Origin of the sequence: Burkholderia sp. A2, from assembly GCF_001729305.1 — a bacterium.
Taxonomy (GTDB): Bacteria; Pseudomonadota; Gammaproteobacteria; order Burkholderiales; family Burkholderiaceae; genus Burkholderia; species Burkholderia sola.
This window is the reverse complement of record NZ_LZXX01000109.1, coordinates 38,917-52,538: the sequence shown is the minus strand read 5'-3', so window position 1 is coordinate 52,538 and position 13,622 is coordinate 38,917. Positions and strand designations below refer to the sequence as shown.

Annotated in this window: 16 protein-coding genes; 1 reads left to right on the top strand and 15 read right to left on the bottom strand. The window is 67.9% G+C overall.

Features of this window, described 5'->3' with window-relative positions:
* Window positions 1-53: 53 nt before the first annotated feature.
* Entirely contained in the window at window positions 54-836 is a 783-nt protein-coding gene (locus A9Z05_RS25165; protein ID WP_069620506.1) for a substrate-binding domain-containing protein, read from the top strand.
* 24 nt (window positions 837-860) lie between these two features.
* Here the strand turns inward: A9Z05_RS25165 and dctA are convergent, their stop codons facing one another.
* The 15 genes from dctA to A9Z05_RS25090 all read right to left on the bottom strand — a co-directional run bounded on the left by dctA (window position 861) and on the right by A9Z05_RS25090 (window position 13,615).
* A complete protein-coding gene (dctA, locus tag A9Z05_RS25160) occupies window positions 861-2,189 on the bottom strand; it encodes a C4-dicarboxylate transporter DctA (protein ID WP_069620488.1) in 1,329 nt (442 codons plus the stop codon).
* Between the two features lie 34 nt (window positions 2,190-2,223).
* Window positions 2,224-3,144: a LysR family transcriptional regulator gene (locus A9Z05_RS25155; protein WP_069620487.1), complete on the bottom strand. Its 921-nt coding sequence runs from the start codon at window positions 3,142-3,144 to the stop codon at window positions 2,224-2,226.
* Between the two features lie 256 nt (window positions 3,145-3,400).
* Window positions 3,401-3,691, bottom strand: coding sequence for a hypothetical protein (locus tag A9Z05_RS25150; RefSeq protein ID WP_069620486.1), 291 nt, complete (start codon window positions 3,689-3,691; stop codon window positions 3,401-3,403).
* A 150-nt stretch (window positions 3,692-3,841) separates the two neighbouring features.
* Window positions 3,842-4,267: an Hsp20/alpha crystallin family protein gene (locus tag A9Z05_RS25145; protein WP_069620505.1), complete on the bottom strand. Its 426-nt coding sequence runs from the start codon at window positions 4,265-4,267 to the stop codon at window positions 3,842-3,844.
* A gap of 36 nt (window positions 4,268-4,303) precedes the next feature.
* Window positions 4,304-4,747: an Hsp20/alpha crystallin family protein gene (locus tag A9Z05_RS25140; protein WP_069620485.1), complete on the bottom strand. Its 444-nt coding sequence runs from the start codon at window positions 4,745-4,747 to the stop codon at window positions 4,304-4,306.
* A gap of 369 nt (window positions 4,748-5,116) precedes the next feature.
* A complete protein-coding gene (locus A9Z05_RS36415) occupies window positions 5,117-5,308 on the bottom strand; it encodes a hypothetical protein (protein ID WP_027810892.1) in 192 nt (63 codons plus the stop codon).
* A 173-nt stretch (window positions 5,309-5,481) separates the two neighbouring features.
* Window positions 5,482-6,498, bottom strand: coding sequence for a dTDP-glucose 4,6-dehydratase (gene rfbB / locus A9Z05_RS25130; protein ID WP_069620484.1), 1,017 nt, complete (start codon window positions 6,496-6,498; stop codon window positions 5,482-5,484).
* Window positions 6,495-7,379, bottom strand: coding sequence for a dTDP-4-dehydrorhamnose reductase (rfbD, locus tag A9Z05_RS25125; protein ID WP_069620483.1), 885 nt, complete (start codon window positions 7,377-7,379; stop codon window positions 6,495-6,497). Before rfbD ends, rfbB begins: the two co-directional genes overlap by 4 nt.
* A complete protein-coding gene (rfbC, locus tag A9Z05_RS25120) occupies window positions 7,376-7,957 on the bottom strand; it encodes a dTDP-4-dehydrorhamnose 3,5-epimerase (RefSeq protein WP_069620482.1) in 582 nt (193 codons plus the stop codon). Before rfbC ends, rfbD begins: the two co-directional genes overlap by 4 nt.
* Window positions 7,954-8,850, bottom strand: coding sequence for a glucose-1-phosphate thymidylyltransferase RfbA (gene rfbA, locus A9Z05_RS25115; RefSeq protein ID WP_069620481.1), 897 nt, complete (start codon window positions 8,848-8,850; stop codon window positions 7,954-7,956). The genes rfbC and rfbA overlap by 4 nt, the downstream gene beginning before the upstream one ends.
* 99 nt (window positions 8,851-8,949) lie before the next feature.
* Window positions 8,950-10,347 (bottom strand): MFS transporter, encoded by a 1,398-nt coding sequence (locus A9Z05_RS25110; protein ID WP_069620480.1) that lies wholly within the window; start codon window positions 10,345-10,347, stop codon window positions 8,950-8,952.
* A complete protein-coding gene (locus A9Z05_RS25105; protein WP_069620479.1) occupies window positions 10,344-11,063 on the bottom strand; it encodes an ABC transporter ATP-binding protein in 720 nt (239 codons plus the stop codon). The genes A9Z05_RS25110 and A9Z05_RS25105 overlap by 4 nt, the downstream gene beginning before the upstream one ends.
* Window positions 11,060-11,845 carry an ABC transporter ATP-binding protein gene (locus tag A9Z05_RS25100; protein WP_069620478.1) on the bottom strand — a complete coding sequence of 262 codons (786 nt, stop codon included), beginning with the start codon at window positions 11,843-11,845 and terminating at the stop codon, window positions 11,060-11,062. Before A9Z05_RS25100 ends, A9Z05_RS25105 begins: the two co-directional genes overlap by 4 nt.
* Complete coding sequence (locus A9Z05_RS25095; protein WP_084044425.1) at window positions 11,842-12,729, bottom strand: branched-chain amino acid ABC transporter permease; 888 nt, start codon at window positions 12,727-12,729, stop codon at window positions 11,842-11,844. The genes A9Z05_RS25100 and A9Z05_RS25095 overlap by 4 nt, the downstream gene beginning before the upstream one ends.
* The gene (locus tag A9Z05_RS25090; protein ID WP_069620477.1) at window positions 12,722-13,615 is read right to left on the bottom strand and encodes a branched-chain amino acid ABC transporter permease; all 894 of its coding nucleotides are present in this window, start codon (window positions 13,613-13,615) and stop codon (window positions 12,722-12,724) included. Before A9Z05_RS25090 ends, A9Z05_RS25095 begins: the two co-directional genes overlap by 8 nt.
* Window positions 13,616-13,622: the final 7 nt, after the last annotated feature.

Genomic DNA, 13,622 nt, shown 5'->3' with positions numbered 1-13,622 from the left:
TCCGGCCGATCCGGAACGTTCATTCACACCCACGCATCCGCATGACCACGACCATGAGAAACCTGTTCCTGAAATGCTGCGCGACCGCGCTCGTCGCCACCGCGGCGGTCGCGGCCAACGTCCACGCCGCCGAACTGCACGTGATGAGCTCGGGCGGCTTCACCGCCGCGTACAAGGTGCTCGGCCCGAGGTTCGCGGCCACGACGGGCAATACGCTCGCGACCGCGCTCGGCCCGTCGATGGGCAAGTCGCCCGAAGCGATTCCGAACCGACTCGCGCGCGGCGAGCCCGCCGACGCCGTGATCATGGTCGGCTACGCGCTGGACGATCTGATCAGGCAGGGCAAGGTCATTCCCGAATCGCGCGTCGATCTGGCCGACTCGCGCATCGGCATGGTCGTGCGCGACGGTGCGGCCAAGCCCGATATCGGCACCGCCGAAGGGCTCAAGCAGGTGCTGCTGCACGCGAAATCGATCGCTTATTCGGACAGCGCGAGCGGCGTGTATATCGAACGCGAACTGTTCAAGAAGCTCGGGATCGAGGAACAGGTGAAGTCGAAGGCGAAGATGATCCCTCGGATTCCGGTGGCGTCGGTCGTCGCGAACGGCGACTACGAAATCGGCTTCCAGCAGGTCAGCGAGCTGCTGCCCGTCAAGGGCGCGACCTTCGTCGGCAAGATCCCCGAATCGCTGCAGTCCGTTACGCGCTTCGCCGCCGGTATCCCGGTCGGCGCGCAGCATCCGCAGGAAGCGAAGGCGCTGCTCGACTATCTGGCGTCGCCCGACGTGCAGGCCGACGTGAAATCGACCGGCCTGGATTCCGTTTCCGCGCATTGAGCCCGATCGACGGGAAGGCGTGCATCAGACCGTCTTCCCGTCACTCCCGCCGCCTGCCGCGGCACTGTCTTCATCGGCCGCGTCCGCCAGGGCCGGCCCGGCCGCCGCGAGCCGCTGCACCAGACGCGTCCGATCGCACGCACCTTCCCACGACGACACGAAAATCACCGCGCACGCATTGCTGATCACGCTGGTCAGCGCGCGCGCCTCCGACATGAAGCGGTCGATGCCGACCAGCAGCGCGACGCCGGCGACGGGCAGGTCGGGCATCACGGCGAGCGTCGCGACCAGCGCGACGAGCCCGCTGCCGGACACGCCGGCCGCGCCCTTGGACGTGACCAGCATGATCGCGAGCATCGTCGCGACCTGTGGCGCGGAAAGCGGGACGTCGCATGCCTGCGCGATGAACAACGCCGCGAGCGTCAGATAGATCGCGGTGCCGTCCAGATTGAACGAATAGCCGGCCGGCAGCACGAGCCCCACGACGCCTTTGTCGCAGCCGAGCGCTTCCAGCTTGACGATCAGGCGCGGCAGGACCGGCTCGGTGGACGAGGTCGCGAGCACGATCAGCAGCTCCTCGCGCAGGTAGCGCAGGAGCCGCCACAGCGCGAAGCCGTGTGCGCGCGCGAGCGGGGCGAGCACCAGTGCGACGAATAGCGCGCAGGCCACGTAGAAGGATGCCATCAGCTTCGCGAGCGAGCCGACCGAACCGATGCCGAAGCGGCCCACCGTGAACGCCATCGCGCCGAATGCGCCGAGCGGCGCGAGCCGCATGATCATCGCGAGCACGCGAAAGACGACCTGGGCGATGCCGTCGATCAGCGCAAGCACGGGCCGGGCGGCGCGCGGATGCGCATTCAGCGAGAAGCCGAACAACAGCGACAATAGCAGCACCGGCAACACTTCGCCGGTCGCGAACGCGCCGAGCATCGTGTCCGGAATCATGCCGAGCGCGAACGCCACGAGGCTGCGTGGCTCCGCATGCTTCGCATACGGCGCGAGGATGCTCGCATCCAGATGATGGACGTCGATATGCATGCCGGCGCCCGGTTGCAGCACGTAGGCGACGACGAGCCCGAACGCGAGCGCGGCGGCCGTCAACAGATAGAAGAGCGCCAGTGCGCGCACGATCGTGCGGCCGATCGCCTGCCCGTTCGACAGCGACGTGATGCCCGACACGATCGTGCAAAAGACGATCGGCGCGATGGTCATCTTCACGAGCGCGACGAACGCGTCGCTGAGCGGCTTGAGCATCGCGCCCGCCGCCGGCCACACGTGACCGATGCCGATGCCGAGCAGCATCGCGAGCAGGACCTGGACGTAAAGCGATTTGAACAGCCGGGTCCACCTCACGATGCCGCCTTCCTTTGTTTCCGTTCCGTCGTCGTCATGCCGATGTGCCGCTGCCGGCGTCGCCGCGCTTCGCGTCGACGATCATCCGGTGAAACGCCTGGGCGGCCGGCGTCAGCGAGCGGCCGCGCCGCTTGACGATGCCCACGCGCCGCTTCACGGCCGGCTCGACGAGCGGCACGCTCGTGAGGACAGGATGGTCATGCCCCGGCATCGCCATCGACGGCACCGCGGCGACGCCGAGCCCCGCCTCGATCATTCCGAGCAGCGTCGTGACGTGGCGCGCCTCGCAGACGCTCGGCTTGCGCGGCGCGACGGCCGCCAAGGCCTGGTCGAGCAGCAGGCGGTTACCGGACGTCTTGTCCACCGAGACGTAATCGTGCTCGTAAAGCTCGTTCCAGGTCACGCGCTTCTTGCGCGCGAGCGGGTGGTCGCGGCGACAGGCGGCGACGAACCGTTCCTGGAGCAGCACCTTGAACTCGATTTCCGCCTCCTGGCTGCCGATGAAGCTCACGCCGAAATCCGCCTCGCCGCTGATGACGGCGCCCAGCACTTCGTTGGCGCTGGCGTCGAGCAGCTTCACCCGGATGCGCGGAAAGCGCTGATGATAGCGGGCGATGATGGGGGGCAGGAAATAGTAGGCGACCGACGGCACGCACGCGATCGTCACATGCCCCAGGCGGCTCGACGACACGTCGCGGATGCCGAGCAGCGCGGCGTCGAGATCGTCGAGCAGTTGTTCGGCGCTCTGCGCGAACACGCGGCCGACGGTGGTAAGCGCGACGCGGCGCGTGGTGCGCTCGAAGAGCCGCACGCCGAGCGCGTCCTCGAGCTTGTCGATCCGGCGGCTCAACGCAGGCTGGGAGAGGCTGACCGCTTCGGCGGCCTTGCGGAAACTGCCCGTTTCCACGACCGCGCGAAACGCCTGCAAGTCCGTCAAATCGAAATTGATGCCCACCGGTCACGCTCCGCCACTCAGATGCGCAGCATTTTGCATGATTCCGTCGGCGTCATGCGTGTTGCGTCGTCCATGCGGCAGTGTTGGCGTGGCACGGTGGGCGGCCCGGCCGGCCGGAATCCCGCGGCCCGCACCGCTAATCGGGCCTCCCGACACGGCTTCCTGATGTACCGTATCGCTTTTGGGCGGGCAATGCTCAAGCGCCGGCGTCGGCCACCCGGGCCCACGCCGGAAGCATGCTCAACGTCCGGCGCGACTAGCGCCGTGCGTGTTGTCCGTGATCCGGATCGCTGCTCGACATGGCTCGATATCGTCTGACATACCGATCCGACACCACCGACCGTCGCTGAATCCATGCAAGCGCGAGTTCGAGCGCCTGGTCACTTGCTTCGCGGGTATCGGCGAAGTCGCCGTCAACGCCGAGCGTCCGGGTTTCACCGTCGCGATCCGTGAGGATCGCCGCCGCCGAGTAGCGGCCCGTCTCCGTGTCGGTGACCACGGCCCGGACCGTATATCCGCCATGTTCGATCGTCCTGTTGGTATGCATCAGATGCCTCCTGCAGGGAAATGCGGCATGTGTGACGACGCGGCGGCGCCGGCGCCGCCGCGGAAGCGGGGCGCCGGCACTTCACGCCGCGAGCGCAAGCCAAGCGGCGCGGACCGCGCCGGGTCGATGAAACGCTCCCGGCGCATCCACTCACCCGGTCGTCACCGGGATCCGCCGCGGCTTCGCTTCTTCGCGTCGCGGGATGCTCAGTTTCAGCACGCCGTCGCGCAGTTGCGCGTCGATGCGCGACACGTCGAAATCCGGGCTCAGCGTGAATGCGCGCGAGAAGTGCGGATGCTGCACTTCACCGTGCTGGAGACGCAATCCCGGTGGCGTCGGAACGACGGCCTCCGCTTCGATGGCAAGGCTGCCGTCGTGCACGCGGACGTCGAGCTTCTCGCGCGGCACGCCCGGCAGGTCCGCGTACAACGTGATGCCGTGCGCGTCCTCGACGATGTCGACGGCTGGCGCAATCCGCGTGCGCGGCGTGTCGCGCTGAGCCGCTTCCCGATTCGTCACGGCCGTTCGCGTTTCGGCCGGACGGGTGGTCAGTTCAGTCGTGTTCGTGTCACTCATGATGTCCTCCGTCATGCGTTCGTGACGTCGTGCTGTTTACTGGACGGTGATCGCCCGCGGCTTCGAGGCTTCCGACTTGCCGACGCTGATCGTCAGGCAGCCGTTCGTATAGCGCGCCTCGATCTTGTCGGGGTCCGCGTGCTGCGGCAGTTCGACCACGCGGCGGAACGCGCCCATGAACCGCTCGTTCGCGTAAACGCGCCGCTCGTCGCCGGTTGCGGCGTCGTCCGCGGGAGTACGCTCGCCGCTGATCGTCAGCAGCCGGCGATCGACGGAGATGTCGATCTTCTCGGGGGCGAGACCCGGCGCGAACGCGACGATCTCGATCGTGTCGTCGGTGCTGCCGATATTGACCGGTGGAAACGCACCGGGCCGCGGCGCGCGCAGACTGGCCGGAAAGCCCGTGAACACGCTGGCCATCTGCCGTTGCAGGCGGTCGAATTCCGCCAGCAGATCGGTGGGAAAGAAGATATCGCTCATGACTGGCTCCTGTTGTGTCCCTTGCGAAGGGACGAACCGGACCACGCGCTCCAGTTCGTCCATCCGCGACAGGGTCGCTGACAAACAAATCGAAACACGCAGCGCGTCAACCGCGACTGCCTCGAGCGATACCTAAAATAGGATACGGCGCGTGGATTTCAAGGGGGGCATCGGCATTCTGTCGATACGTGCGGGTGCCATGTGGGGGACTCATCGTTGGAGCGGACCGGCATGGTCGACGTCGAGACGGCAGGGTCCGACATGTCCGACGTTGCGCGGATCGGAGCACGGCGATAGAGGGCGGAATTTGCAACGGCACGCTGGAAAAGACGCGGCGGCGTACCTCCGCCGCCGCGTCGTGTCCACTGTTCAGCGTGACGGCCCGGACGGCGGCTTCACTTCGGACAGGTCGTCCTCGCGAACCTCGGCCTGACGCACCGTGGTGCCGTCGTCGCCGGTTTCCGAAATATCGGTTTCGAAGGTCTGCTGCCCGTCGTCGCGTTTCTCCGCGGGCTTCTCGTTACCTGTCTGCTTGTCTGCCTGTGGCTGTTGACGTGTCATCTTGCTCTCCTGGTCGCAACCTGGGATGTTGCGCACGTTGCAGGGGAGCAAGGCGCGGGCCGCGCCAGGCTTTCAAATGGAAAGGTTCACGCGATGCCATCAGCAACCACGGCCTGGCGATTGACCTCGACCCTCGGCACGGCGCGACCTCGACGTGCCGAGCGCCACCGCCTCTATACATACCAATCCAGCGTCTTCACGATCCCCGTTTCGAAGCTCTCCGCCGGCCGCCATTGCAGTTCGCGGGCGAGTTTCCCCGCATCGATCGCATAGCGCCGGTCGTGACCCGCGCGATCGGTGACGAACCGGACGAGGCGCGCATGCGGCGCGTGTTCGGGCCGTCGCGCGTCGAGCAGCGTACAGATCAGCGCGACGATGTCGACGTTGCGCCATTCGTTGCAGCCGCCGACGGTGTAGGTCTCGCCGACCGTCCCGCGCCGGATGACCGCGTCGATCGCGCGGCAATGGTCGTCGACGTACAGCCAGTCGCGCACGTTCGCGCCGTCGCCGTACACGGGGATGTCGGTGCCTTCGATGCAATGACGGATCACGGTCGGAATGAACTTCTCGCCGTGCTGGCGCGGCCCGTAATTGTTCGAGCAGTTCGTCGTGGTGACGGGCAATCCGTACGTATGGAAATAGGCCCGGACCAGATGGTCCGAGCTTGCCTTGGTGGCCGAGTACGGAGAGTTCGGCGCATACGGCGTCGTTTCCGAAAAAGGCGGGTCGTCGGGACCCAGCGAGCCATACACCTCGTCGGTGCCGATATGGTGAAAGCGGCGGCGCGCGAGGGCGTCGGCCCGGCCGAGTTTTTGGTCGTTCAGCCAAAGCTGGCGGCACGCGTCGAGCAGCGTCCAGGTGCCGAGCACGTTCGTGCGCACGAATTCGCCGGGGCCGTCGATCGAGCGGTCGACGTGGCTTTCGGCCGCGAAGTGGACGACGGTGTCGATCGCATGATCGCGCAGCAGCGACTCGACAAGCGTTCGGTCGCAGATGTCGCCGAGGACGAAGCGATGACGATCGGCGCCCGGCAGGTCGTCGCCGAGATTGTCGAGGCTGCCCGCATAGGTCAGCAGATCCAGCGTGGTGACGCTGACCTGCGGGTCGCTTTCGAGCAGATGCCGGACAAAATTGGCGCCGATGAAACCGGCGCCGCCCGTCACGAGAACATGTTTGGGTCGATAGCTCATTGGGTTCGCTTCCAGGTGGCAAACACGTCGGTGAGACCCGCGATCCACGAAGGCGATTCGACCCCGAAGTGTTCTCGCAGGAGGCTGCAGTCGAGCGCGGAATTCGCCGGTCTCGGCGCAGGCAACGGATAGGCGTCGGTCCGGATCGGCCGGACCAGCGGCACGCGGTCGATGAGGCCGGCGCGCCGCGCCTCGGTGAAGATTGCTTCGGCGAAGCCGTGCCATGTCGTCACGGGCGTGCCGCACAGGTGATAGGTGCCCCAGCGCAGCACTTCACCGGTCCGATATCGCGCCGCGATCGTCAGCAGCGCGTCGGCGATCGCACCGGCATGCGTCGGGCCGCCGTACTGATCGGCGACGACGCCGACGACCTCGCGCTCGCGCGCCAGGCGCAGCATGGTGCGCACGAAATTGCCGCCGTGCGCGCCGAACACCCATGCGACGCGCAGAATCAGGTGACGGTCGGGCAGTCGCTCGCGCACCGCTTCCTCGCCCGCGAGTTTGCTCCGGCCGTACACGCCGAGCGGCGCGACGGCGGCGGTTTCCGCGTACGGGCCGGGCATGCGGCCGTCGAACACGTAGTCGGTCGACAGATGAATCAACGGAATCCCGAGCGCGGCGCACGCGTCGGCCAGCACGGCCGGCCCGTCGCGGTTCGCCCGCCACGCGGCGTCGGGCTCGGCCTCCGCGCGGTCGACGGCGGTCCATCCGGCGGCATTGATCACGAGCGAGGCCCGGTGTTCGTCGAGCGCGCGGCGCACCGAGCCGGCATCGGCAATGTCGAGCGCGGCGCGCGACAGCCCGACGAGCGGCTGCTCGCCCGCGCGCAACACCAGTTCGCGGCCGACCTGGCCGAGCGCGCCGGTCACGACGATCGTCATCGCGCACCCCCGTATACGGGCAGCAGCGCCGGCGCGCCGGCTGCCAGTTCGGCGAGCGGCGGCTGCCGACGATCCTTGTCCGACAACTGATACGGTGCGCCGGAATCCGGCCAGTCGATGCCGATCTCCGGATCGTCCCAGCGCACGCCCGCATCCGAATCGGGATCGTAGTACTGCGTGCACTTGTACGCGAAGTCGGCCTCGTCGGACAACACGCAAAAGCCGTGCGCGAAGCCGGGCGGAATCCACAGCATCCGGTGCGACACGTCGTCGAGCCGTGCACCGAACCAGCAGCCGAAGAACGGCGAGCCGCGCCGGATGTCGACGGCGACGTCGTAGACCGCGCCGCGCGCCGCGTGCACCAGCTTGCCTTGCGGATTCACCCGCTGGTAGTGCAGCCCGCGCAGCACGCCGCGACGCGAGCGCGACTGGTTGTCCTGGACGAAGGTGGCGTCGACGCCGGCGTCGCGCAGCCAGCTTGCCCGGAAGCTTTCGACGAAAAAGCCGCGCGCATCGCCGAACACGCCGGGCTCGATCAGCAGCACGCCGGGCAACGGCGTTTCGATCACGCGTGTCATGCCGCGACCTCCTTGCTCAGCAGATCGAGCAGATAGCGGCCGTAACCGCTTTTCGCGAGCTTGTGGGCGAGCGTTTCGAGCTGCTCCGCATCGATCCAGCCGAGCCGGTACGCGATTTCCTCGGGACACGCGATCTGCAGGCCCTGCCGTGCCTGCATCACCTGGATGAAATTGGCCGCGTCGAGCAGCGATTCGTGCGTGCCGGTGTCGAGCCATGCGTAGCCGCGCCCGAGTATCTCGACGTTCAGCGCGCCGCGCGCGAGATACGCGAGATTCAGGTCGGTAATTTCCAGTTCGCCGCGCGCGGACGGTCGCACGGCCTTCGCGAGTTCGACGACGTCGTTGTCGTAGAAATAGAGGCCGGTGACCGCGTAGTTCGACTTCGGCTCGCGCGGCTTCTCCTCGAGGTCGATCGCGCGGCCATCCGTGTCGAACGATACGACGCCGTAGCGCTCCGGATCGCGCACGTAATAGCCGAACACCGTCGCGCCGGTCGTCCGTGCGGCGGCCTGTTGCAGCAGCGACGACAGCGCGGGCCCGTGATAGATGTTGTCGCCGAGCACGAGCGTCGCCGCGTCGCGACCGATGAACGGCGCGCCGATCACGAATGCCTGCGCAAGACCGTCGGGGCTCGGCTGCGCCGCATACGAAAAGCTCATGCCCCACTGGCTGCCGTCGCCGAGCAGTTGCCGGAACGCGTCGAGATCGCGCGGCGTCGAGATGATCAGCACGTCCCGGATGCCGGACAGCATGATCGTGCTGAGCGGATAATAGATCATCGGTTTGTCGTACACCGGCATCAATTGCTTCGATACCGAATGTGTGAGCGGGTGGAGCCGGGTGCCCGAGCCGCCCGCCAGAATCAGTCCTTTACGGCCAATCGCTGTTTGCATGAGGTCCCTCGCTGCAAGAGGAAAAGTGCGTGCGTGATACGCGGAATACACCGAATGCTTCGATTGCGCCCGATTGCCTTCGATACCGTGCGCGCCCGGCTACGGCTGCTCGGCACCGTCAACGTGAATCGCACGGAATACGATCGCGAAGCCAAGCGCGTACAGCGCGGTGATCACCGCGAAGCCGACGGCCGTCGCGCGATCCGGATCGTCGATCACGTGCAGGATCACCGACGCGATCGCGATGCCGACGAGCGAACCGATCTGCCGGCTCGCGTTCAGCGACGCGGCGGCAAGGTTCGCGTCCGCCGTATCGGCCGACTGCATCACGACGAGATTCATCGCCGGAATGGCCTGGCCGGCGCCGAAGTTGGCCAAGCCGATCGCGACGGCCAGCACCGGATACGGCATCGCCGCGACGCCGACGAGCGCCACGCTGCCGAGCGCGGCCAGCGCGAGCCCGGAGAGCAGCGTGCGGCGCGCGCCGAACCGGGCACTGACCTTCGCGGACGCGAGATTGCCGATGCCGAACATCGCCATCAGCGGAAACAATTCGAACCCGGCGACGAGCGCGCTCGCGCCGCGGACGTTCTGCAAATAGAGGCTCAACAGAAAGATCTCGGCGAGAATGCCGAAGTTGATCGCGAGGCCCAGCGTGCTGCCCGCGACGAAACGCCGGTTCGCGAGCAGTGCCGGCGACAGGATGCGCGAATTCGCGTAGCGCTCGCGTAACGCGAATGCCGCGGCGGCGGCGAACGTCGTGGCCACGCCGGCGAGGATCGACGGCGAGTGCCAGCCGGCGCTCGGCCCTTCGATCAGCGTGAAGCTCAGCGCGGCGAGCGCGAGCGCGCCGAACAGATGGCCGAGCGCATTCAGCGGGCCGGGATGACGCGGCGCCCGCGCGATATGCCGGTACGTGAGCCACAGGCCGGCCGCGCCGACCGGCAGGTTCACCCAGAAGATGCCGCGCCAGCCGATCGCGTCGACCAGCACGCCGCCGACGCAGGGCCCGAGCGCCATCGCGGCCGACACCAGCGCGCCCCAGATGCCGATCATCCGCGTGCGCATCGGTCCCGGCGGGAACGCGAGCGTGAGCAGGCTCAGCGAACTCGGCATGAACAGCGCCGCGCCGACACCCTGGGCGAGGCGCGCCGCGACCAGCGCGCCGCTGGACTGCGCGGCCGCGCACAGCACCGACGCGCCGACGAACAGCGCGAGCCCGGCGACGTAGACGGCCTTCGACCCGTAGCGATTCGCTACCGCGCCGCCGAGCAGCAACAGCGCGGCGAAGCTGAGCGTGTACGCATCGACGACCCACACCAGCGCCGTCAGCGACATCGACAGGCTGCTTTCCATCGCCTTCAGCGCGACGTTGACGATCGTCACGTCGAGCATGGCCATCACGAAGCCGCACGCGAGCGCGACCATCACGAGCACGGGACGCGCCGCGGCGGATGTGTATGCGCCGGCGGCCGGCGTGGCGCTCCCGCCGCTCATGCGGCCCTCCCACCGAGGTACAGGCGCCGCATCTCGTCGCTGTCGAGCAGCTCGGCCGCGGGGCCTTCGAGCGCGACGCGCCCCATCGTCAGCACGATGCCGCGATCCGCGATGCGTAGCGCCTCGATCGCATTCTGCTCGACCATCAGCACGCCGATATGCTCGGTGTCGCGCATCCGGACGATCGCGTCGAACACCTCGTCGACCATCTTCGGCGACAGGCCGGCCGACGGCTCGTCGAGCAGCAGCAACACCGGGCGCGGCATCAGTGCACGCGCGAGCGACACGATTTGCCGCTCGCCGCCGGACAATGCGCCGGCCAGCGACCGGTAGCGACGCCGAAGCACCGGATACTGCTCGCACAGCTCGTCGATCCGCGCCTCGCGCGGAAACGCCGACATCGACTGGCCGCCGAGCATCAGGTTTTCGCGCACCGTCAGCGACGCGAACACGTTGTCGGTCTGCGGCACGAAGCCGATCCCGTACTCGCGGATCTTTCGGTGGACCGGCACGCGCGCCACGTCCGTGCCCTGGATCGTCACACTGCCCGCACGAGGCAGCACGAAGCCCGCGATCGACTTCAGCAGCGTCGATTTTCCGCAGCCGTTCGGGCCGAGGATCGTCACGATGTCGATGGCGCCGACCGTGAGCGACACGCCATGCAGGATGTCGACTTCGGGCGTATAGCCGGCGACGAGTTCGCGCACGTCGATCATGACGCCTCCAGCGGACGAGGGGCGGCATGGGCGCGCCCCAGATACGCGTCGAGTACGCGACGGTTGCGCTCCAGCTCGGCCGGCCGGCAGTTCGCGATCGTCACGCCGCGGTCGAGCACGACGCAGCGGTCGCACAGCTCGCGGATGAAATGCATGTCGTGCTCGATGACGACCAGCGTGACGCCCTGTTGGCGAATCCGTCGCAGTTCGTCGATCAACTCGCCGCGCAGGTTCGGGTGCACGCCGGCGGTCGGCTCGTCGAGCAGCAGCAGTTTGGGCTCGGTCATCATCGCGCACGCGATGCCCAGCAGCTTCTTCTGGCCGCCGGAGATCGACGCGGCGCAAAGGTGCGCGACGCCGGACAGTTTCAGTTCGTCCAGCAGCGCGGCGGCGCGTGCACGCGTATCGGCATCGAGCGCGCGCGTCGCACGGCCGCGCCAGAGGGCGGCGGCGATTCCGTGGTGGGCGGACGAAGCCGCCATCGCGAGTTCGAGCACCGACATGCGCGCGGGCATCGACGGCAACTGGAACGTGCGGCGCACGCCCAGCCGCGCGATCCTGTGCGGCGACAGCGCGTCGATCCGCTGACCGTCGAAGCGGATGGCGCCCGCCGCGAGCGGCGCGAACCCGGTGATCGCGTTGAGCGCGGTGCTCTTGCCGGAGCCGTTCGGGCCGAGCAGTCCGACGATCTCGCCGCCGTCGACCGACAGCGTGACCCCGGACAAGACGACGTTCTCGCCGTAGCGGATCGTCACGCCGTCGAGATCGAGCAGCGCGCTCATGGCCGCACCTCCAGGCGCTCGGGTACGAGCCCGTGCGGACGCCAGAGCACACACGCGAGCAGCATCAGGCCGACCAGGCCCAGTCGCACCGCGCCGGTCAGGTCGCTGCCGACATCGAGCCAGTCCTTGAGAAACGGCGCCAGCGCGTAGACGGCCTGCACGATCAGCGTGCCCACCAGCACGCCTGCGTGGCTGCCGAGGCCGCCGACCATCACGACGGTCCACAGCGCGAAGGTCTCGGACGCGATCATCGCGTCCGGCCCGACATAGCCGATGTACCACGCGGCGAGTGCCCCGGCGAGCGCGGCCGGCAGCGCGCCGGCAATGCACGCCCGCGTTTTCAGCGCGAGCGGATCGTAGCCGAAGCAGACCGCGAGCGCGGGTTCTTCGCGCATCACCTTCAGCGCCCGGCCGAAGCGGCTTGCGGTCAGGCGCCGGTACGTCGCATAGGTGAGCGCGAGGCAGCCGGCCGTGACCGCGAGGAACGCGAGTTCGGCCCACGGCGCCCGCAGCCCGGGGAATAGCGGCGCGATGCCGCCGATGCCTTGCGCGCCACCGGTCAACCAGCTTTCGTTGAGCGCGATCGTGCGCAGGATCTCGGCGATCGCGAGCGTCGCGATCCCCCAGTAGTCGGCGGAGAGCTGCCGCCCGAGCCGTGCGACAACGATCGCCAGCGCACCCGCGGCGGCCAGCGCGAGCGTCAGCGCCGAAGGCAGCGGCCAGCCGAGCTGCGACGCGATGCCGGCCGCATACGCGCCGAGCCCGCTGAACGCAATGAAACCGAAATTGACGAGGCCCGCATAGCCGGCCTGCAGGTTCAACCCGAGCGCCATCGTCGCGTACAGGCAGCCGACGGTCAGCAGATGGATGACGAAGCTAGACACGCCGTACCTCCCGATCGAAGATGCCGTAGGGCCGGAAGATCAGTGCGACGAGCAGGATCGCGAACGACACCGCGCCGACGTACTCGACCGGAAAGAATTGCATCGGGCGATCGACGAGCCCGCCGAAATCGACGTTCAGTGCGACGGTTTCGGCCACCGCGATCAACAGCGCGCCGGCCGCGGCACCGAGCGGGTTGCCGAGACCGCCCAGGATCGCCGCGGAAAATACCGGGATCAGCAGTCCGTAGCCGAGATTCACATGCACGCTCTCGGTGGCGCCGAGCATCGTGCCGCCGAGCGCCGCCAGCACGCCGCTCGCGAACGTGATCACGTTGGTCACGCGCGTCGCGTCGATGCCGGTCGCGAGCGCCAGCGCGCGATTCGAGGCGAGCGCACGCATCGCCCGCCCGAGCCCGGTGCGGTACAGCAGCGCCGCGAATATCGCGAGCGCGCCGGCGCCGCATGCGATCGAGCCCAGTTGCGGCACGGACAGCGCGACGCCGGCGATCACCATCGGCGGATGCACGTCCTGCGCATACTGTTGCGGTCGCGAGCCGGCGATGCCGAGCACCAGCGCGACCGCGAGCATCGAGATCGCGAGCGAGCCGATCATCGCCACCGCGCTGCCGGAGCGCAGCAGTCTCGCAAAAACGAACAGGTTCAGCAGCGTCGCGGCGGTGCCGACCAGCGCGCAGGACACGGCCGTCGCGAGTGCGAACGGCAGCCCCGCGCGTTCCAGCCAGAGCGTCGCGAATGCGCCCAGCATCGCGTACTGGACATGTGCGATGTTGGGAAAGCGGATCAGCGAATAGAGCGTCGACAGGCCGACCGACACCAGCAGCAGATCGGCGGTGCGGATCAATACGTCGACAATGAATGACAGCATGGCGAGG